This window comes from Mycobacterium fragae, assembly GCF_002102185.1.
In the GTDB taxonomy this organism is placed as follows: Bacteria; Actinomycetota; Actinomycetes; order Mycobacteriales; family Mycobacteriaceae; genus Mycobacterium; species Mycobacterium fragae.
Map to the genome: position 1 here is coordinate 247,137 of NZ_LQOW01000006.1, position 20,431 is coordinate 267,567.

The 20,431-nt window shown below is 67.3% G+C and carries 15 protein-coding genes; 8 read left to right on the forward strand and 7 right to left on the reverse strand.

The window, feature by feature from the left end; translation table 11 throughout:
* Positions 1-70 precede the first annotated feature (70 nt).
* On the forward strand, positions 71-673 hold the full coding sequence (locus tag AWC06_RS05260; RefSeq protein ID WP_085195161.1) for a TetR/AcrR family transcriptional regulator: 603 nt from the start codon (positions 71-73) through the stop codon (positions 671-673).
* Between the two features lie 13 nt (positions 674-686).
* Here the strand turns inward: AWC06_RS05260 and lysA are convergent, their stop codons facing one another.
* Positions 687-2,033, reverse strand: coding sequence for a diaminopimelate decarboxylase (gene lysA / locus AWC06_RS05265; protein ID WP_227370992.1), 1,347 nt, complete (start codon positions 2,031-2,033; stop codon positions 687-689).
* A gap of 107 nt (positions 2,034-2,140) precedes the next feature.
* On the opposite strand from lysA, the gene mfd reads away from it, so the two are divergent.
* From mfd to AWC06_RS05300, 7 genes are all read left to right on the forward strand, one after another.
* Positions 2,141-5,764 carry a transcription-repair coupling factor gene (mfd, locus tag AWC06_RS05270; protein ID WP_085195050.1) on the forward strand — a complete coding sequence of 1,208 codons (3,624 nt, stop codon included), beginning with the start codon at positions 2,141-2,143 and terminating at the stop codon, positions 5,762-5,764.
* Positions 5,761-6,804 carry a nucleoside triphosphate pyrophosphohydrolase gene (locus AWC06_RS05275; protein WP_085195052.1) on the forward strand — a complete coding sequence of 348 codons (1,044 nt, stop codon included), beginning with the start codon at positions 5,761-5,763 and terminating at the stop codon, positions 6,802-6,804. Before mfd ends, AWC06_RS05275 begins: the two co-directional genes overlap by 4 nt.
* Positions 6,805-6,961: 157 nt before the next feature.
* On the forward strand, positions 6,962-7,693 hold the full coding sequence (locus AWC06_RS05280) for a lytic transglycosylase domain-containing protein (protein ID WP_085195054.1): 732 nt from the start codon (positions 6,962-6,964) through the stop codon (positions 7,691-7,693).
* Between the two features lie 51 nt (positions 7,694-7,744).
* A complete protein-coding gene (gene eno, locus AWC06_RS05285) occupies positions 7,745-9,034 on the forward strand; it encodes a phosphopyruvate hydratase (RefSeq protein ID WP_085195056.1) in 1,290 nt (429 codons plus the stop codon).
* 11 nt (positions 9,035-9,045) lie between these two features.
* Positions 9,046-9,669, forward strand: coding sequence for an FtsB family cell division protein (locus tag AWC06_RS05290; protein WP_085195058.1), 624 nt, complete (start codon positions 9,046-9,048; stop codon positions 9,667-9,669).
* Positions 9,662-10,153 carry a DUF501 domain-containing protein gene (locus AWC06_RS05295; RefSeq protein ID WP_085195060.1) on the forward strand — a complete coding sequence of 164 codons (492 nt, stop codon included), beginning with the start codon at positions 9,662-9,664 and terminating at the stop codon, positions 10,151-10,153. Before AWC06_RS05290 ends, AWC06_RS05295 begins: the two co-directional genes overlap by 8 nt.
* Positions 10,144-11,073: a Ppx/GppA phosphatase family protein gene (locus AWC06_RS05300; protein ID WP_139819912.1), complete on the forward strand. Its 930-nt coding sequence runs from the start codon at positions 10,144-10,146 to the stop codon at positions 11,071-11,073. The genes AWC06_RS05295 and AWC06_RS05300 overlap by 10 nt, the downstream gene beginning before the upstream one ends.
* A 24-nt stretch (positions 11,074-11,097) precedes the next feature.
* On the opposite strand, the gene AWC06_RS05305 is transcribed toward AWC06_RS05300, so the two are convergent.
* From AWC06_RS05305 to AWC06_RS05330, 6 genes are all read right to left on the reverse strand, one after another.
* Positions 11,098-12,501 (reverse strand): PPE family protein, SVP subgroup, encoded by a 1,404-nt coding sequence (locus AWC06_RS05305; protein WP_085195062.1) that lies wholly within the window; start codon positions 12,499-12,501, stop codon positions 11,098-11,100.
* Positions 12,502-12,558: 57 nt separating this feature from the next.
* Positions 12,559-13,992, reverse strand: a complete 1,434-nt coding sequence (locus AWC06_RS05310) for a PPE family protein, SVP subgroup (protein WP_085195064.1) — start codon at positions 13,990-13,992, stop codon at positions 12,559-12,561.
* Between the two features lie 349 nt (positions 13,993-14,341).
* Positions 14,342-16,099, reverse strand: coding sequence for an NAD-binding protein (locus AWC06_RS05315; RefSeq protein ID WP_085195066.1), 1,758 nt, complete (start codon positions 16,097-16,099; stop codon positions 14,342-14,344).
* A gap of 231 nt (positions 16,100-16,330) precedes the next feature.
* Positions 16,331-17,011, reverse strand: a complete 681-nt coding sequence (locus AWC06_RS05320) for a response regulator (RefSeq protein WP_085195068.1) — start codon at positions 17,009-17,011, stop codon at positions 16,331-16,333.
* The gene (locus AWC06_RS05325) at positions 17,008-19,584 is read right to left on the reverse strand and encodes a sensor histidine kinase (RefSeq protein ID WP_227370995.1); all 2,577 of its coding nucleotides are present in this window, start codon (positions 19,582-19,584) and stop codon (positions 17,008-17,010) included. The genes AWC06_RS05320 and AWC06_RS05325 overlap by 4 nt, the downstream gene beginning before the upstream one ends.
* A complete protein-coding gene (locus AWC06_RS05330) occupies positions 19,580-20,431 on the reverse strand; it encodes a potassium-transporting ATPase subunit C (protein ID WP_085195072.1) in 852 nt (283 codons plus the stop codon). Before AWC06_RS05330 ends, AWC06_RS05325 begins: the two co-directional genes overlap by 5 nt.

Here is a 20,431-nt window from a genome sequence, read left to right on the forward strand (position 1 = left end):
TCTAATGCAAGCGGATACCCTGGTAGCCGTGGCAGCGCCTGAGAAAGAGGTGCGCACGCCGCGCGCCAGGATGACCGGCAGCGAGCGGCGTCACCAGCTCATCGACATCGCCCGCTCGCTCTTTGCCGAGCGAGGCTACGACGGCACCTCGATCGAGGAGATCGCGCTGCGCGCCAACGTCTCCAAACCGGTGGTCTATGAGCACTTCGGCGGCAAGGAAGGGCTCTACGCGGTAGTGGTCGACCGGGAGATGTCCGCATTGCTGGACGGCATCACGTCGTCGTTGACCAGGTCGACCAACAACCGGTCGCGGCTGCGCATCGAACGGGTGGCGCTAGCGCTGCTGACCTACGTCGAGGAACACACCGACGGCTTCCGGATCATGATCCGTGATTCGCCGGCGTCCATCAGCTCGGGCACCTATTCCACCTTGCTCAACGACGCGGTCAACCAGGTCAGCTCCATCCTGGCCGGCGACTTCGCCCGGCGGGGCCTCGATCCCGAAACGGCGCCGCTGTATGCCCAGGCATTGGTCGGCTCGGTGTCGATGACCGCGCAGTGGTGGCTCGACGCCCGCGAGCCCAAGAAGGAAGTGGTCGCCGCGCACCTGGTCAACCTGTGCTGGAACGGCCTCAGCCATCTGGAGCCCGACCCCGACCTGCTCGACGAATAGCCTTAAACCCCGCTTATCCTCTGTCTCTGGACAACAGATCGGCGACGGTTTCCCGGCGGACCAGTTCACGGGCGCGACCATCGGCCACGGCGATCAGCGGGGGCCGGCCGACCATGTTGTAGTTCGACGCCATGCTGTGGTGATAGGCGCCGGTGCATGCCACGGCCAACAGGTCACCGGGATGCACGTCGGCAGGCAACTCGACGTTGCGGGCGATCTCGTCGCCGGCTTCGCAGTGCCGCCCCACCACGGTGACGCGACGGCGCTCACCCAGGGAATGCCGGTTGGCAAGCGCGACAGTGTATTTCGCGCCGTACAGCGACACCCGCGGGTTGTCGCTCATTCCGCCGTCGACCGCCACGAAGGTGGGCCCGCCCGGCCGCGACTTGACCGAACACACCTGATACAGCGTGACACCGGCCCGCGCGCTGATGGCCCGACCAGGCTCGACCACAATGAGTGGCCGTGGGAAGCGCTCGACAGCGCAGGCCACGTCCAGGGCGTCGTCGATGACGTGGGCCAGCTCGTCGATGTCGAGCTCGGGACCGCCGGCCAGATAAGGGATTCCATGGCCGCCACCGATGTTCAGCTCGGTGAGGATGACGCCGTGCCGGGCGCGGATGTCCGCCATGACGGCGATCATCCGACGAATCGCCTCGCCGTAGTGGGCAGGATCGGTCACCTGCGAGCCGATATGGCAGTGCAGCCCGATCAGCCTGAGGTTGGGCTGCGCCAGGACCCTCGCCACCGCGTCGGCGGTCTGAGGCCCGTCGAGCGTGAAACCGAACTTCTGGTCCGTGGTCCCGGTGGTGACCGCACGGTGCCCGTGAATGTCGATGTCGGGGGTCACGCGGATGAGGACCCGCTGGGGCCGATCTGCCAACCCCGCGAGGTAAGCGATCTCGATGCAGGAATCCAGCACGACGCGTCCCACCCCGACCCGGACCGCGGCACGCAGCTCGTCGTGCGATTTCGCGTTGCCGTGCATGACGATGCGGCCCGGTTCAACCCCAGCGACCAAGGCGATGGCCAGCTCACCGGCAGAGCACACATCGACGGCCAGCCCTTCTTCGCGCGCCCAGCGTGCTACTGCGACGGTCAGCAGCGACTTGCCGGCGTAGACGATCTCAGCGTCGCGCAGCGCTGTCCGATAACGGCGAGCGCGATACCGGAAGTCGGCTTCGTCGATCACGTACGTCGGTGTACGGAACTCGTCGGCGATGTCGGTAAGCGGCACATCGCCGATGCACAGCCGGCCCTCCTCGTCGGAATGGGTGGTAAGCGGCCAAACCGCCGGATGGAACCGCGGCGGAGCGGCATAACCGAGGGACGGTAGGACGTCCGCCAATGTTGTCGTCACGATTTCAAACAACGCGCGGCCATCGCCGAATGCCGCTGTCCTTACGAATCCTTGACGGCGCCGGGCTCAAAATTGACGGAGTTCGGCGGCCATAGAATGGCGAAATCATGACCGCACCCATCGCGGGACTCGTCGAATTTGCGCTGACTGCGCCGACGTTTCAGCAACTCATCGAGCAGACGACCGACCGACCGGATGAATTGAGGCTGGTCGGGCCTGCCAGCGCGCGGCTGTTCGTCGCCAGTGCGCTGGCCCGCCACGGCCCGCTGCTGGTTGTCACGGCCACCGGCCGCGAAGCCGACGAGCTGACCGCTGAATTGCAAGGTGTGTTCGGCGACGCCGTCGCGATGTTCCCGTCTTGGGAAACTTTGCCACACGAACGCCTCTCACCCGGTGTCGATACCGTCGGTGCGCGCCTCATGCTGCTTCGCCGGCTGGCCCACCCCGATGACGAGCGGCTGGGCCCGCCGCTGCGGGTGGTGGTCACCGCGGTCCGCTCGTTGTTGCAGCCGATGACGCCGCAGCTGGGCGCGCTGGAACCGCTGACTTTGGCCGTCGGACAGGAGCTGCCGTTTGAGGACGTGATCGCCCGGCTGGTCGAGCTGGCCTACACACGGGTGGACATGGTGGGCCGCCGCGGTGAATTCGCGGTCCGGGGCGGCATCCTCGACGTTTTCGCCCCGACCGCCGAGCATCCGGTGCGGGTGGAGTTCTGGGGCGACGAGGTCAGCGAAATGCGGATGTTCTCGGTGGCCGACCAGCGATCGATCCCCGAGATCAACATGGACACCCTCGTCGCGGTCGCCTGCCGCGAACTGCTGCTGACCGACGACGTGCGCCGGCGCGCCGCCGAGCTGGCCGGGCGCCGTCCGCACGCCGAGCCCGCCGTCACCGGCAGCGTGGCCGACATGCTGGCCAAACTCGCCGAGGGCATCGCCGTCGACGGGATGGAGGCGTTACAGCCGGTGCTGCGGCCTGACGAGCCGTCGCTGCTGACCGATCAGCTGCCCGACAGCACGCCGGTGCTGGTCTGCGACCCGGAGAAGGTGCGCACCCGCGCCGCCGACCTCATCAAGACCGGCCGCGAGTTCCTCGAGGCGTCCTGGTCGGTGGCGGCGGTGGGCGGGGACGCGCCGATCGACGTCGAGCAGCTCGGCGGGTCGGGTTTCCGCGAGCTCGACGAGGTTCAGACCGCGGCACGGCAGTCCGGGCACCCGTGGTGGACGCTCAGCCAGCTGTCCGACGAGTCGGCGGTGGAGCTGGACGTGCGGGCGGCGCCGTCGGCCCGCGGCCATCAGCGCGACATCGACAGCATCTTCGCGATGCTGCGCGCGCACGTAGCGACCGGCAGGCACGCCGCCGTCGTCGCACCCGGAACAGGGACCGCGCACCGCGTGGTCGAGCAGCTCGCCGAATCCGACACGCCCGCAACGATGTTGGAGCCCGGAGCGGCGCCAAAGCCCGGCGTGGTCGGGGTGCTCAAGGGCCCGTTGCACGACGGCGTCGTCATACCCGGCGCGGAGCTGGTGATCATCACCGAAACCGATCTGACCGGCAACCGGGTGACCGCGACCGACGGCAAACGGTTGGCTGCCAAGCGGCGCAACACCGTCGACCCGCTGGCGCTGACCGCGGGCGACCTGGTGGTGCACGACCAGCACGGCATCGGACGGTTTGTGGAGATGACGGAACGAACCGTCAGTGGAGCCCGGCGCGAGTATTTGGTGCTCGAATACGCATCGGCCAAAAGAGGCGGCGGGTCCGACAAGCTCTATGTGCCGATGGACTCCCTGGACCAGCTGTCGAGGTATGTCGGCGGTCAGGCGCCGGCCTTGAGCCGGCTGGGTGGCAGCGACTGGACTAACACGAAGACCAAGGCCCGCAGGGCGGTCCGGGAGATCGCCAGCGAACTGGTCGCGCTGTACGCCAAGCGGCAGACCGCGGCGGGATATGCGTTCGGGGCGGACACCCCCTGGCAGGCCGAGATGGAGGACGCGTTCGGCTTCACCGAGACGGTCGACCAACTCACTGCGATCACCGAGGTCAAGGCCGACATGGAGAAGCCGGTCCCGATGGATCGGGTGATCTGCGGTGACGTCGGCTACGGCAAGACCGAGATCGCCGTGCGGGCGGCCTTCAAGGCCGTGCAGGACGGCAAGCAGGTCGCGGTGCTGGTGCCCACCACGCTGCTGGCCGATCAGCATTTGCAGACCTTCACCGAACGGATGGCCGGGTTCCCGGTCCGGATCAAGGGCCTGTCGCGGTTCACCGACGCGGCCGAATCCCGCGCGGTGATCGAGGGTATGGCCGACGGGTCCGTCGACATCGTGATCGGCACGCATCGGCTGCTGCAGACCGGGGTGGGGTGGAAGGATCTGGGTCTGGTCGTCGTCGACGAGGAGCAGCGGTTCGGCGTCGAACACAAGGAGCACATCAAGAGCCTGCGCACCCACGTCGACGTGCTGACCATGAGCGCCACCCCGATCCCGCGGACGTTGGAGATGAGCCTGGCCGGGATTCGGGAGATGTCGACGATCCTGACCCCGCCCGAGGAGCGCTACCCGGTGCTGACCTACGTCGGACCGCAGGACGACAAGCAGGTCGCCGCCGCTCTGAGGCGTGAGCTGCTGCGCGACGGGCAGGCGTTCTATGTGCACAACCGGGTCAGTTCGATCGACCAGGCGGCCGCGCGGGTGCGGGAACTGGTGCCCGAGGCCCGGGTCGCCGTCGCGCACGGGCAGATGCCCGAAGACCTCCTGGAGCGAACGGTCGAGGGGTTCTGGAACCGGGAATACGACATCTTGGTGTGCACCACGATCGTGGAGACGGGTCTGGACATCTCCAACGCCAACACGCTGATCGTCGAGCGTGCCGACACTTTCGGGCTGGCCCAGCTGCACCAGCTGCGGGGCCGGGTCGGCCGCAGCCGGGAACGCGGTTACGCGTATTTCCTGTATCCGAAGCACGCCCCGCTGACCGAGACCGCCTACGACCGGCTGGCCACGATCGCGCAGAACAACGAGCTCGGCGCCGGCATGGCGGTGGCGATGAAGGATCTGGAAATCCGCGGCGCCGGCAACGTGCTGGGCGTCGAGCAGTCCGGACACGTCGCCGGGGTGGGCTTCGATCTGTATGTGCGGCTGGTCGGCGAAGCCGTCGAGGCATACCGAGCGGCCGCCGACGGCAAAACCGTCACCAGCGCCGAGGAGCCCAAAGAGGTGCGGATCGACCTGCCGGTCGATGCCCATCTGCCGCCGGATTACATTCCCAGCGACCGGCTGCGGCTGGAGGGCTACCGGCGGCTGGCCGCCGCGGCCAACGACGCCGAGATCGACGCCGTGGTCGAGGAGCTGACCGACCGCTACGGCGTGCTGCCCGAACCGGCGCAGCGGCTGGTGGCGGTGGCGCGACTGCGGTTGCTGTGCCGGCACTCCGGCGTCACCGAAGTCAGCGCAACCTCGGCGGCCACCGTGCGGCTGGCGCCGCTCACGCTTGCGGACTCCGCCCAGGTGCGCCTGGCGCGGCTGTATCCCGGCGCGCGGTACCGAGCCACGACGTCGACGGTGCAGGTTCCGATTCCGCGTGGTGGCGGCATGGGTGCCCCGCGCATCCGTGATCTCGAGTTGGTGCAAATGGTGGCCGATCTGCTATCTGCGCTTGATGGGAAGCCGCAGTCCGAGGTTGGTATAACGAAGGCCGTGATGTCCAGTGGGGAGCGACAAGCGCGATGACCGTCGTCTTGGTCGATCCCCGCCGCCCGTCACTGGTGCCCGTGGAAGCCATCGAACTGCTGCGCGGCGAGGTGCAATACACCGAGGAGATGCCGGTCGCGGTGCCCTGGTCGCTTCCCGCGGCCCGACCGGCGCACACCGGCGAGGATGCCCCGGTGCTGCTCTCGTCCGACCGAGAGCATCCGTCGGTCACCGCGCGGCTGGCCGCGGGCGAAAGGCTGATTTCGGCGCCCGAGCAGCAGCCCGGCGAACGGCTGGTCGACGCGGTCGCGATGATGGACAAGCTACGCACGGCCGGGCCGTGGGAAAGCGAGCAAACCCACGACTCGTTGCGCCGGTTTCTACTGGAAGAGACCTACGAACTGTTCGACGCGGTGCGCAGCGGCAACGCCGACGAGCTGCGCGAAGAACTCGGAGACGTGCTGCTGCAGGTGCTCTTCCACGCCCGCATCGCCGAAGATGCGCCGCAGCATCCGTTCACCATCGACGACGTGGCTGACACACTGCTGCGCAAGCTCGGCAACAGGGTGCCGGGAGTCCTTGCAGGAGAGTCTATTTCGCTGGACGAGCAGTTGGCTCAATGGGAAGAGCGCAAAGCGGCCGAGAAGCCCCGGAATTCGGCGATGGACAACCTCCCGACCGCGCAGCCGGCTTTAGCCTTGGCGCAGAAGGTCATTCAACGAGTCAACCAGGCCGGGTTTCCCGCGGACCTGATTCCGCCAGAAATCACGTCGATCACGGTGACCGCCGATGTGGATGCCGAAAATGAGCTGCGCGCCGCGGTTCTGGCATTCATGGACACCGTCCGCGGTACCGAGCGGGCAGTCGCGGCCGAGCGCCGCGGCGAGGGCGTTCCCGAGGAGTTGGATGTCGCTCCGCTCGGAGCCATTACCGAGGAGGAGTGGCGCGCCTATTGGCCCTCCGCTGCGAGCGAATTGGAAGAGACCGTCGCCGAAACTGTTACGCCCAACGGCGAAGCACTCGAAGAACCGCAGGGCGATCCCGAGGGCGACCAGCCCGCCGACGACGAACCCGAGTAGGCCCCCACCAGGCCGAGGAGTCGGTTATCGGCGCAGCCCGGTAAGGTCGCGGTCGCTGTAGCAGTGGCGCACGTCATCACACACGTCGGCGGAGACGAGGTGACGTCGTCGGTTCCCGTGGGACCATGGTCGAGTAAAACCTGGTTTAGGGAGTGTTGTGTCGCCAGTCCGTTGGCTGCGAGCGTTCGCCGTCATGGCTGCCACGGCGCTGCTGTTGGCGTCGAGCTGTAGCTGGCAGCTGGGCACGCCCATCCCCAAGGGCGTGCCGCCGCCGGCCGGCGCCCCCGTTCCGCCGGTGGACACGCATGCCAAGGGCCGGCCCGCCAACCAGCTCTACACGTGGGCCAACGAGCGTGCCCCGAAGTTGCACATCCCGGTCATCGCACTGGAGGCCTACGCCTACGCCGCGCGGGTCGCCGAGGTGGAAAACCCGAAATGCCAGCTGTCGTGGACGACATTGGCCGGCATCGGTGAGATCGAGAGCCATCACGGCACCTACCGCCACGCGACGGTGGCGCCCAACGGTGACGTGCGGCCGCCGATCCGGGGTGTGCGCCTCGACGGGAGCGGGGGCACCCTGCACATCGTCGACAGCGACGCGGGCGATCTCGCCGACGACGACGGCACAGTGCGGGCAATGGGCCCGATGCAGTTCATTCCCGAGACCTGGCGCCTCTATGGTGTGGATGCCAACAACGACGGCGTCGTCAGCGTGGACAACATCGATGACGCAGCGCTGTCGGCTGCGGGCTATTTATGTTGGCGCGGAAAGGATCTCGCTACTCCGAAGGGCTGGATAACGGCGCTGCGGGCCTACAACAACTCTGACCAGTATGCGCGCGCCGTGCGTGATTGGGCCACCGCCTATGCGGCGGGTCATCCGTTCTGACCCAGGCCTTAGGCTAAGACGCACCTGAGGCGACGACGCAAGGAGAACCCAGTGCCCATTATCGAGCAGGTCGGGGCCCGCGAGATCCTCGATTCCCGCGGCAATCCGACGGTCGAGGTCGAAGTGGCCCTGATCGACGGGACATTCGCCCGGGCGGCGGTGCCATCCGGTGCGTCGACGGGCGAACACGAGGCCGTCGAGCTGCGCGACGGCGGCGACCGGTACGGCGGCAAAGGGGTGAAGAAGGCCGTGCAGGCCGTGCTCGACGAAATCGCGCCTGCCGTGATCGGCCTGTCCGCCGACGACCAACGGCTGGTAGACCAGGCGCTGTTGGACCTGGACGGCACGCCGGACAAGTCCCGACTGGGCGCTAATGCGATTCTCGGAGTGTCGCTGGCGGTCAGCAAGGCGGCGGCCGATTCCGCCGAGCTGCCGCTGTTCAGGTACCTGGGTGGCCCCAACGCCCACATCCTGCCGGTGCCGATGATGAACATCCTCAACGGCGGAGCGCACGCCGACACGGGCGTGGACATCCAGGAGTTCATGGTCGCCCCGATCGGGGCGCCGAGCTTCTCCGAGGCGCTGCGCTGGGGCGCTGAGGTCTACCACGCGCTCAAGGCTGCGCTGAAGAAACAGGGCCTGGCGACGGCCCTCGGCGACGAAGGCGGCTTTGCTCCCGACGTGCCCGGCACGAAGGCGGCGCTGGATGTGATCAGCCTGGCCATCCAATCCGCGGGTTTCAAGCTCGGCGCCGACATCGCGTTGGCCCTTGATGCCGCCGCCACCGAGTTCTACACCGACAGCACCGGCTACGCCTTCGAGAACAAGACACTCGGCGCCGAGCAGATGACTCAGTTCTACGCCGAGCTGCTCGACTCCTATCCGCTGGTGTCCATCGAAGACCCTCTCTCCGAAGACGATTGGGACGGATGGGTGGCGCTCACGACGTCGATTGGGGACCGGGTGCAGATCGTCGGCGACGATCTGTTCGTGACCAATCCCGAACGGCTGGAAGAAGGCATCGAACGCGGCGCGGCAAATGCGTTGCTGGTCAAGGTCAACCAGATCGGGACGTTGACCGAGACCCTCGACGCGGTGGCGCTGGCGCACCACAGCGGATACCGGACGATGATGAGCCACCGCAGCGGCGAGACCGAGGACACCACGATCGCCGATCTGGCGGTGGCCGTCGGGTGCGGACAGATCAAGACCGGCGCGCCCGCGCGCAGCGAGCGCGTCGCGAAGTACAACCAGCTGCTTCGCATCGAGGAAGCCCTCGGCGATGCCGCCCGCTACGCCGGCGACCTTGCATTCCCCCGATACACGCCGGAAGCCAGATAGCGGCATACGCCATGTCCGAAGCGAAACGGCCAGAGCCGAAGCGGCGTTCACCCGCATCGCGGCCGGGCCGGGGCGGCGATTCGGAGCAGGGCCGGCCGCGTAAATCCCCGGCCGGGCGCCGGGGTTCTGCCGCATCGCGTGCAGCGCCCGAGGCGAAAGAACCCATCAAGCGGGCGATCGCCGAATCGGCCGAACACCGATCCGAGCAACGACTGGGTCTGACCGCGCGGCGCGCAGCGATCCTGGCCGCGGTCGTCTGCGTGCTGACGCTGACCATCGCCGGCCCGGTCCGCACCTATTTCGCGCAACGCACCGAGATGACGCAGCTGGCGGCATCCGAAGCCGCACTGCGGCGCCAGATCGCCGATCTCGAACAGCAGAAGGCCAAGCTGGCCGACCCGGCGTACATCGCGGCGCAGGCGCGCGAGCGACTGGGTTTCGTGAAACCGGGCGACATTCCGTATCAGGTCCAGCTTCCGCCGAGCGCGGCGCTGCCCGCGGAGCCGGGATCCCAGCCGGCGCCGCCGGCCAGCGGCGCTCCCTGGTACACGTCGTTGTGGCACACCATCGCCGACACTCCCCACGGACCGCCGAGTCCGCCGGCCTCGCCGAAACCTCTGCCGCCCGGTGGTTGATCGCGCCGATCTCGATGCGGTGACGCGTCAGCTGGGCCGCGAGCCGCGTGGCGTACTCGAGATCGCCTATCGATGCCCTAACGGCGAACCCGGGGTGGTGAAGACGGCGCCGAAACTGCCTGACGGCACACCGTTTCCGACGTTGTACTACCTGACGCATCCGGTGCTGATCGCTGCGGCGAGCAGGTTGGAGTCGTCGGGCATGATGCGCGAGATGACCGAACGGCTGAGCCGCGACCCCGAACTGGCCGCCGCCTATCGACGGGCCCACCAGGCGTATCTGGCCGAGCGCGACGCGATCGAGCCACTCGGGACGACGTTCTCCGCCGGCGGCATGCCTGACCGGGTCAAATGCCTGCACGTGCTGATTGCGCACTCGCTGGCCAAAGGCCCGGGGGTCAACCCGCTCGGCGACGAGGCGCTGGCGGTGCTGGCCGCAGAGCCGTCGATGGACGGGATCCTGGCGCCGGGGCAGTGGACATGATGCGAGTCGCCGCAATTGACTGCGGTACCAACTCGATTCGGTTGCTGATCGCCGACGCGGTCGACGGGCGCTTGCGTGAGGTGCACCGTGAGATGCGCATCGTGCGGCTGGGTCAAGGTGTCGACGCAACCGGCAGGTTCGCGGCGGATGCTTTGGAGCGCACGCGCGCCGCCCTCGTCGACTACGCGGCGCTGTGCACTGCCCATCACGTCGAGCGGGTGCGAATGGTCGCCACGTCGGCTGCCCGTGATGCCGCCAACCGCGATGTCTTTTTCGCGATGACGGCCGACGTGCCGGGAGTGAGCGCCGAAGTGGTCACCGGCGCGCAAGAGGCGGAGTTGTCGTTCCGCGGTGCGGTAGACGAATTAGATTCCGCGGGAGCGCCTTTCGTAGTTGTCGACTTGGGCGGCGGGTCGACGGAAATCGTGCTGGGCGAGGCACATGTGATCGCGAGCTTCTCGGCCGATATCGGCTGTGTACGGCTGACCGAACGCTGCCTGCACTCCGACCCGCCGAAAGCGGCCGAGGTGGCCGCCGCGCGCGACGTGGTCCGCGAGCGGCTTGGCGAAGCGCTGGGCGTGGTGGCCGTGGAGCGGGCCAGGACCTGGGTGGGAGTCGCCGGCACAATGACGACGCTCGCCGCACTTGCACAAGACATGACGCGCTACGACTCTGCGGCCATTCATCTTTCACGGGTGGGCATCGACCGACTGCTCGCGGTGTGTGACGGGTTGATCGGCATGACACGAGCACAACGCGCCGCGCTGGGGCCGATGCACGAGGGCCGCGCCGACGTCATCGGCGCGGGAGCGATCGTGGTCGAGGAACTGGCGTATGCACTACACGAGCGCGCCGGCATCGACGCACTGACGGTAAGCGAACACGACATCCTGGATGGCATCGCGCTGTCAATCGCGTAGCCGGCGCAGAGGGGTCCGTGACGCTCACCGACCAAGCAGGCGGTTCTTCTGCTCGGTGAACTCTTCCTCGGTCAGCCTGCCTTCGTCGCGAAGTTTGGCGAGCTCGCGTATCCGGGCTGCGACTCCCGTCACCACGATTCGGGGATTGTCCGCAGAAACTTGGCCTTCACCGTCAGTCGCCCCACGGTCGCCGGTGGCCGCGAGAGTCGCCGCCCGTTTGCCTGCCGCGGCCTTGCCGTCATCACGGCCGTTGCCGCCGGCCGGCGCGCCGACCATGGCGGGGCCGAGCATCCCCGCGAGACCCATCTGGCTGAACGCGCTGCCCGAGCCGATTTCCACTTCCTCCGCGGCGGCGGCGGCGACGCCGGCGGCGCTGACATTGGTGGCGGGCGAGGCCAGCGCCACGGGACGCACCGCCGGCGCCGAGACGGTCCACGTCGGCGGCACGGACAATGCCCCGACCGTGTTGGCCTGGCCCACACTCGCCGAGACGCTCGGCGCCGCCCACGCGGTCGGGCTGATGTTGGTGATTCGCGCCCCGAAATCCGTCGGAGGCACTGCCCCCGTCCCCGGCCAGGGCTCTACCCCTTGCCACCCGCTGACGCTGTCATCGGTGTGCAGACTGGCCACAGTGCCGATGGCATCGACGGCAACGCCCACCGGGCCGTTCACGACCGCCATCGGCAAGACGCCGAAAAGCGTCGCCGCGTTGGCCGGCCCGGTGAGAAAGATCGTGATCAGGTTGCTCAACGTGGTCAGCGGGGTCGGGGGGTCCGCGGCGGCCGCCGGTGCCGCGGTTGCGAGGCTCTGGGACGCGACAGTCGATACAGTGCCCTGCACGTTGCCGGCGGAGGTGCTCGTGGCTTGTCCGACCGCGGCGGCTTGGCCGGCCAACCCGCCGCCGTTGGTGTTTTGCCGAGGCGGGCTGAACGGCGTCAGCGCTGACGCCGATGCCGACGAACCCGCGTAGGCGTACATCGCGGCGGCGTCCTGGGCCCACATCTCGGCGTAATGCGCCTCGGTGGCCGCGATCGCGGGTGTGTTCTGCCCAAAGAAGTTGGTCGCCACCAGCGTCATCAGCAGGGCGCGGTTGGCCGCGATCACCGGCGGCGGCACCGTCGATGCAAACGCCGTTTCGTAGGCGGCGACTGCGGCGTTGGCTTGGGCAGCGGTTTCCTCGGCCTGCGTGGCCGTCGCGCTGAGCCACGCCACATAGGAAGCGGCAGCGGTCGCCATCGAGACCGACGAAGGACCCGACCAGGGTCCGGCGATCAATCCTGACACCACCGACTGATACGAGCTGGCCGCGGTGTACAGCTCGTCGGCTAATTCTTGCCAGGCCAGTGCAGCGGCCAGCATCGGCCCTGATCCGGGACCGGTGTACATCCGACCGGAGTTGATCTCCGGTGGATAAATCCCGAAATCCATTGCTGCATGTCCCTCGTCCCGGATAACCGGCGCTCGCGCTAACGGGCGGATTGTCGTTTAGCGCCCGAGCAGGCGGTTCTTCTGTTCGGTGTATTCCTCATCGGTCAGAATTCCCTCGTCGCGGAGCTTGGCGAACTCGCGCAGCTCGGCCGCGACGCCGGTCACCACGGTGCGAGGTTTGCTCTGCGCTGCTTCGCCCTCGGCGTCGGTCGCCGCACGTTCACCGCTGGGCGCCGCGCCCGCGGCACGCGCCGCCGCCCGTTTGCCGGCCTCCGCCTTGCCGCCGCCGGTGCCCAGGGTGCCGGCCATCGCTCGCCCGGCCATACCCGCCAGTGCCATCTCGCCGAGGGTGCTGCCCGAGCCGGCCTCGACCGTCTCCGCGGTGGCGACCACGGGGATGGCCCGGGCACCGGTTTCCGGCAATGCCGGCAATGTCACCGCGACCGGGCGTACCGCCGGTGTGGCGATGGTCCACGTCGGCGGCACCGACAGCGCCCCGACCGCGTTGGCCTGGCCCACACCTGCCGACACCGGCGGCGCCGCGAACGCCGTCGGGCTGATGTTCGTGATTCTCGCCGGGAACTCTGTTACTGGCGCCGGCCCTGTCCCCGGCCACGGCTGTACCCCATCCCAGCCACTGACGATTTGGTCCGTGTGCAAACCAGTCCCGGCACCGATGATGCCCAAGGGAAGGGACGCGACCCCGACGGCGCCTAGTGGTATGTCGCCAAAGAAGGTGGCCAGCGCTGCGGGCGCGTCAAGAAAAACTGTGATCAGGTTGGCCAACGTGCCAAGCGGGTCCGGGGGGTCCGCGGCGGCTGCCGGTGCCGCGGCTGCGAGGTTCTGCAGTGAGTTGGGGACCGCCGAAAAGGCTTGCTGGGCAGACGATACGGTGTTTTGCACGTTGCCGGCCGACGTGCTGGACGCTTGGCCGACGGCGGCGGACTGGCCGGCCGCGCCCCCCGGATTGGTGTTCTGTCGTGGTGGACTGAATGACGTCAGTTTTGTCGCCGATGCCGATGAAGCCGCGTAGCCGTACATCGCCGCGGCGTCCTCGGCCCACATCTCGGCGTACCGGGCCTCGGTGGCCGCGATTGCCGGCGCATTGCGCCCGAAGAGATTGGTCGCCACCAGCTTCATCAGCAGGGCGCGGTTGGCCGCGATCACCGGCGGCGGCACCGTCGAAGAAAACGCCTCCTGGTAGGCCCCGGCCGCCGCTTTGGCCTGGGTGGCCGTCTCCGCGGCTTGGACGGCCGTGGCGTTCAGCCAGGTCACATAGGAAGCGGCCGCGGCCGCCATCGACGCCGAGGAGGGACCCGACCACGGCCCGGCAACCAGACCCGACACCACGGATTGGTAGGCGTTTGCCGTCGATTGAAGCTCAGCGGCCAAGGCGTCCCAAGCTGCCGCGGCGGCCAGCATCGGTCCCGCCCCGGGACCGGCATACATGCGGCCGGAATTGACCTCCGGCGGTAGCGTCGCGAAATCCATTGCTGCACGACCCTAGCTGATCGTGGGTGGGTTGACGGCTTCGTTGCCCGGGTAGAAACCAACGGCTGGAATCACCGGGGTCGCCAGGGCCGCAACAATATCGGCGCTCACCATGCTGCCGCTGCCGGCATTTCGGACTGAATTGCCACCCGAAAACATGGGATTCCCTTTGCTCAAGAAATTCGGTTGCGGCCGGGGTGTCGCCAGAAGACGTGGTGACCGCCGGGCCAACCCATTATGGGTGGGTTACCAGACTCCGACGAATGGGTAACGCATTTCTTAACAGATTTTTTATCACGGTCGATTCCGGTTTGAGGGCTTTGAAATTCTCGCCGTCGCTTGCTGCTTTTCAGCCTGTTGTCGCTGCGCGACCTGCGTCGACCTCCTGGCCTTCGCGCGCGCGCTCCTCGCGGGTAGTGGGGGGCGGGGGAGGCTGCCCCTTGCGCAGCGTATCCAGCAATTCGCGGTAGGGACCCACGAGATAAGCGGTGTCGCCGGCTCTCAGCCTGACGTCGCGGCGCGGGTGCAGCTGAACCGGTTCGTTCGGCCGGGTGATCGCGATGACGCGGGTTTGGGTGGACATCTCGAACATCCGCAATCCGTCGAGTTCGCTGCCTGCTTCCACATGCATGGCGCCGATCATGAAAGAACTTTGCCCGACCGAAAACGTCCCCAATACCTCGAGTCCCATCGCGGCACCGATGAACCACGGTGCGGCCAGTTCGACGGTCGAGCGAACGTTTTCGAAACCGAACCGCTGCGCCACGGCGAAGCCGAGCGTCCGGTCGTAAATCCGCAACACCAGCGGAACCTCGGTCCGGGTGACCCCGGGCAGCTTGGGCACCAACATTTCGAGCAGCACGATCCCGGTCTCGATGTTGATCATGTCGTCGCGAGTCAGCACCGCCACCGCGCGGGCGCGGTGGACATGGGCCGCTTCCAATGTCTGGCGCAGCGTCGCGTCGCCGAAGATCACCGGCACGTCGAGTTTGGCCGCCGACATCAGGAAACGGTTGTTTTCGTCGCGCTCGACAACCACGACGTCGTGTCCGGCGGCGGTCAAATCACTGACGACTCGGATGCCCAGCGCGTTCAGCCCGACGACGATGATGTGGTTGCGCAGATGGCGTACCCGGGGACGTCCGGCCGTGTAGATGAAGCGGCGCGAAAGCAGCACGTCGGCAATGAACGAGACCAGCAGCGCGATGGTGGTCACGCCGCCGAACATCAGCAGGGCGGCGAACAGCCGCAGCCAGGTGGGCTGGTGGCTGAAGCTGAAGTCGCCATACCCCGTGGTAGTGATTGTCTCGGTGGTGAAGTACAACGCGTCGACCCAGCTCATCCCACGGCCCTGGTAGGTGAAACGCAACACGGCCGTGGCGCCGATCAGCAGGATCAGCACCGCAGTTATCACGGGATAAAACGCCGGGTTGATGTCGTCGCGCAGGGTGCGGACTGCGTCGAGCATTCGTCCCAGCCGAGGTCGGCGTGCGCGCTCACCTCTGACCCGCGGAGGCTTGAATCCCCGGGCGGCCAGCTCGGCGGGGGTGCCGATCATCGTCGTCCAGTCACCGGCGTGCACCCGTAGATCCCGGCCCGGACAGACCACCACCTCGCCGGGCGTGGGGGAGTTCTCGCCGTGGATCACCGCCACCGGGGCCAGGTCGCCGTAGATGTCGCGCAGCGTCGCCTGACGTGGTGCTTCGGCGCCCGAGACGACGAATTTGATGCCGGCCGCCTCGAACGGGTGCTTGGTCTGCGCCAGACACGCTTCGACGATCGACGGCGCCGCCAGGTCGGACACGTTGAGGATCGCTCCGGGCCCGTTGTCGTCGGCGATCGCCTCTCGCAGCACGTCGTTGGCCAGTCGCGCCACCACGCGCACGTCAGGGTTGGCTTCCCTTGCCAACAGCGCGATTTCGAGGTTTGTTGCGTCGTCATCTCCGGCGCAGACGACGGCCGCCGCTCGGCCGATCCCGGCGGCGGCGAGGGCATCGGCGATCTCGGTGTCGCCGAGTCGGACGACGCTCGCGCCGGCGTTCGTCAGCTCATCGATGATCGTCGTCGCCAGCGCGTCGTCACCGCTGACAATGATGTGGAGGTCCATGCGTTCATCCGCTACTCGGGAAAGGCCGGCAGCGGCCGCCCCGGTTCCAGTCGACGGACAATGCGGCAAACCTCACAATCTCGACTGTCACACCATGGATTCATGTCGTCAGGCATAAAGACCCTTCCGCTGACGCTGATGGCATGACTATAAAGGGGCTAGCTGGCAGCCGTGGGATTTCCTGGCCTCGGAGCAAACCGGCACAGCGCCGTACGCTGCACCGATTGACGGTCACACCTCGAAGCGGTAGCCCATGCCGGCCTCGGTCAGCAAGTGCTGGGGCCGCGACGGGTCGTCCTCGAGTTTGCGCCGCAGTTGTGCTAGATAAACGCGCAAATAATGCGTCTCGGTCGCATATGCCGGTCCCCACACTTCTTTTAGGAGTTCTTCACGGCCGACCAACTTGCCGCGATTGCGTACCAGCACTTCGAGCATGCCCCATTCCGTCGGCGTGAGGTGTATCTCGGCACCGTTTTTGGTGACCTTTTTCGCCGCCAGATCGACGGTGAAGGAATCGGTTTCAATGACCGGCTGATCGGTTTCGGATGCGGCCGCATTGCGGCGCACAGCGGCGCGCAGTCGGGCCAGAAACTCATCCATGCCGAACGGCTTGGTCACATAGTCGTCGGCGCCGGCGTCCAGCGCTTCGACCTTGTCCGACGAGTCGGTGCGCGCCGAGAGCACGATGACCGGTGCGTTCAGCCAACCGCGCAAACCGCCGAGCACCTCGATGCCGGAGATGTCCGGCAGACCGAGATCGAGGATCACCACGTCCGGACGGTGTTCGGCGGCAGCGCGCAGCGCACCGGCACCGGTGGCCGCGGTGATGACCTCATAGCCGCGCACCGACAAGTTGATCCGCAGCGCACGCAGGATCTGTGGCTCGTCATCGATCACCAGTACGCGAGTCATGGGTTCTCCCGCGGCGCCGCCAGGTCCACGACAATGGTGAGGCCCCCGCCCGGGGTGTCGGTCGCCTGGATCGTGCCGCCCATCGCTTCGACGAAACCACGCGCAACCGACAATCCCAAGCCGACACCGCTGCTGTTGTCGTGGTCGCCGAGCCGTTGAAAGACTTCGAAAAGGTGCTCCTCGCTGCCGCGGGGGATGCCGGGACCTTCGTCGATCACATTGATCAGCACACGGTCGCCCACCCGCCCCGCGTTGACGCGGACGACGCAGTTGGGTGCGTAGCGCAGCGCGTTGTCGATCAGATTGGCCAGCACGCGTTCGAGCAGCCCCGCGTCGGCCATCACCACGGTGCCACCGACGTCGACCTTCACCCGATCGATGCCCGACCGCAGGAACCCGGTGGCGCCCTTGCCGATACCGATCAGCGCCCGCTGCACCGTCTCCTCCAGGTACACGCGCCGCAGCGCGGGTCGAATGACGCCGGCGGCCAACCGGGACGAATCGAGCAGGTTGCCGACCAACGAGGTGAGCTGGTCGACCGATTCTTCGATGGTGGCCAGCAGCTCGGCGGTGTCCTCGGGATTGAAGTCGACGTCCTCTGCGCGCAGGCTCGACACCGCCACCTTGGCAGCTGCCAGCGGAGTGCGCAGGTCATGGCTGACTGCGGAAAGTAGCGACCGGCGCAGCTCGTCCGCCCGCCCGATGGCCTCCGCCCGGCTGGCCTCCTCGCTGAGCTCGCGTTGCCTGATCAAGCCTGCGGCCTGCTTGGCCACCGCCGAGAGCACGCGGCGGTCGCGGGCGGGCAGCTTGCGGCCCGCCAGCAACATCCAGAATTCGTCGTCGCCGACCTCGATCGCGGTATCGGCGGAATCGACTGAGCTACAAGGGTCTTTGCCGACCGATGCGACGATCTTGACATGCGTCGATCCGTCGGTGGTCTGTTCGCGCAGCATGCTGACGGCGCGCTGCGAATAGGTTTCCCGCACGCGCTCGAGAAGAGTGTCGAGGTCCGCGCCACGCAGCACCGATCCTGCGAACAGGGTCAGCAGTTCTGCCTCCTGCGATGCGCGTCCGGCTTCCCGGGCCCGCTTGGCGGCGCCGTCGACCAGAACCGCGGTCGCGATCGCCAGCATCAGCAGGACGATTTCGGTGACGGCGGCGTCGGGTTCGGCGATGGTGAACGTGTACCGCGGGGCGGTCAAGAAGTAGTTCAACAGCAGGCTGGACAGCACCGCCGAAAGTACTGCAGGGGCAATACCTCCCAGCAGGGCGACTGCCAGCACGCCGACGAAGAACAGCGCGCTCTCGCCGCTGTTGTTCAAAAACGGGTCTAGCCAAGTCACCGCGATCGCGCAGATGGCGGAGGGAACGACGAGCGCTGCGAGCCAGGATGCGACCCGTCGTTCGCGGGGCGAGAGCGGCGCCGCCCGAAAACCGCGTTTGGACTCCGCGTGGGTCACGATGTGCACGTCGATCTTGCCGGACAGCTGCACCACCCGCGCGCCGATGCCCTCGTCGAGGATGCGCGCCCAGCGTGAGCGGCGTGATGTGCCGATCACCAGCTGGGTGGCGTTCATTTCCCGGGCGAAATCCAGTAGGGCCGTGGGCACGTCGTCGCCCGCGACGATGTGCATCGATGCGTCGAGACTGATGGCCAGCTCACGGACCTTGCTGATCCGCGGCGCGGAGGCACCGGAAAGCCCGTCGCCGCGCAAGACGTGCACGACCATCAGCTCGGCGCTGGACTTCGCTGCTATCCGGGATGCCCGCCGGACCAACGTCTCGGATTCCGGCCCACCGGTAACCGCGACGACGACGCGCTCACGCGCCTCCCATGTGTCGGTGATCCGCTTGTCCGCGCGGTATTTGGCCAGAGCGGCGTCAACTTGATCGGCCAGCCACAACAGCGCGAGTTCCCTTAGCGCGGTGAGGTTTCCGCTGCGGAAGTAGTTCGACAGCGCTGCGTCGATCTTTTCCGGAGCGTAGACGTTTCCGTGAGATAGCCTGCGCCGCAACGCTTCCGGCGCGATGTCGATGAGTTCGATCTGCGAGGCCTGCCGCACGATCGAATCGGGGACAGTTTCCTGCTGGACGATGCCGGTGATCTGGGCGACGACGTCGTTGAGGCTCTCCAAGTGCTGGATGTTGACCGTGGAGATCACCGTGATACCTGCCTCGAGCAGTTCCTCGACGTCCTGCCAACGTTTCGGGTTCTTGCTGCCCGGGGTGTTGGTGTGGGCGAGTTCGTCGACCAGAACCACCTGCGGACGGCGTGCCAGCACGGCCGGCACGTCGAGCTCGGCGAACCGGCTGCCGCGATAGTCGATGTAGCGCCGCGGGACCATCTCGATTCCATCGAGCAGCTCCGCGACCTTGCGGCGGCCATGGGTCTCGATCACGGCGGCGACCACGTCGGTGCCGCGTTCTAGGCGGCGATGCGCCTCGCTCAGCATGGCGTACGTCTTGCCGACACCGGGCGCTGCGCCCAGGTAGATGCGGAGGTCTCCGCGTTTCGGCGGATAGTCGACGCTCACCTGAACATCATCCTCCCGCCGCGGCGACCTGGGGCTAATGGGTGACCGGGTAGTTCCGGTCGAGTTGCAGATTGAGCGCCACCACGTTGACATCGTGGCCGCGCCTATGCTCGCGCACCACCTCGCGTATCTGAGCCGGGTCCACGTGACGCGCCCTGGCCACCCGGGCGATTTGGATATCCGCGTAGGCCACCGAGATATCGGGATCCAGGCCGCTGCCGCTTGCCGTGACGGCATCCGCCGGCACCGCCGGATTGCCGGGGGCCGCCCCCCGGATGGGCACAATCTGGCCGATCGAGTAGTCCTCGCCGGACTTTGCGCACTCGACCCGCACGCCGTGATAGGTGTCGACGAACGGCCGGCTGGTGGTTCTGCAGGGTTCGTTGACGCTGACGACGCGCACCGGGCGCACGACGTTGCCGCCTCGATCACGCGGGCCGATCACCGACAACACAGCGCCGACGCCGCCGCCGGTGCAGAACGGGCGCGACCCGTCGACGTTCTCGAATGTGCCGACGGCCTTGCTTCGCGAACACACGAGTGTGAGCAGGCTCTGTCTGGTCGGGCTGTCCACGATGTCCTCCGGCCCGAGGTTGCTGCCGCCGCTGGCCATCGGGTCATATCCGTCGCCGGCGGCCGATGGTCGGGACTGGAAGTACTGCGGCAGTTGGTTGCCGGAGCCGTCGGTGAACGACTGGCCGATCAATGAGCTGGCGACCGGTTTGCCGTCGACCCGGATGATCGAGCCCTGCGCCTTGTCGCTGAGGCCGGGCAGCTGCGCCACCAACCAGATGGACAGCGGGTAGGCCACACCGAGCAGCGCGGTGAGGACCAACAGCGCGCGTAACGCCGCCCAGTGCTGGCGCATCAGATTGGTGAAAGCCAT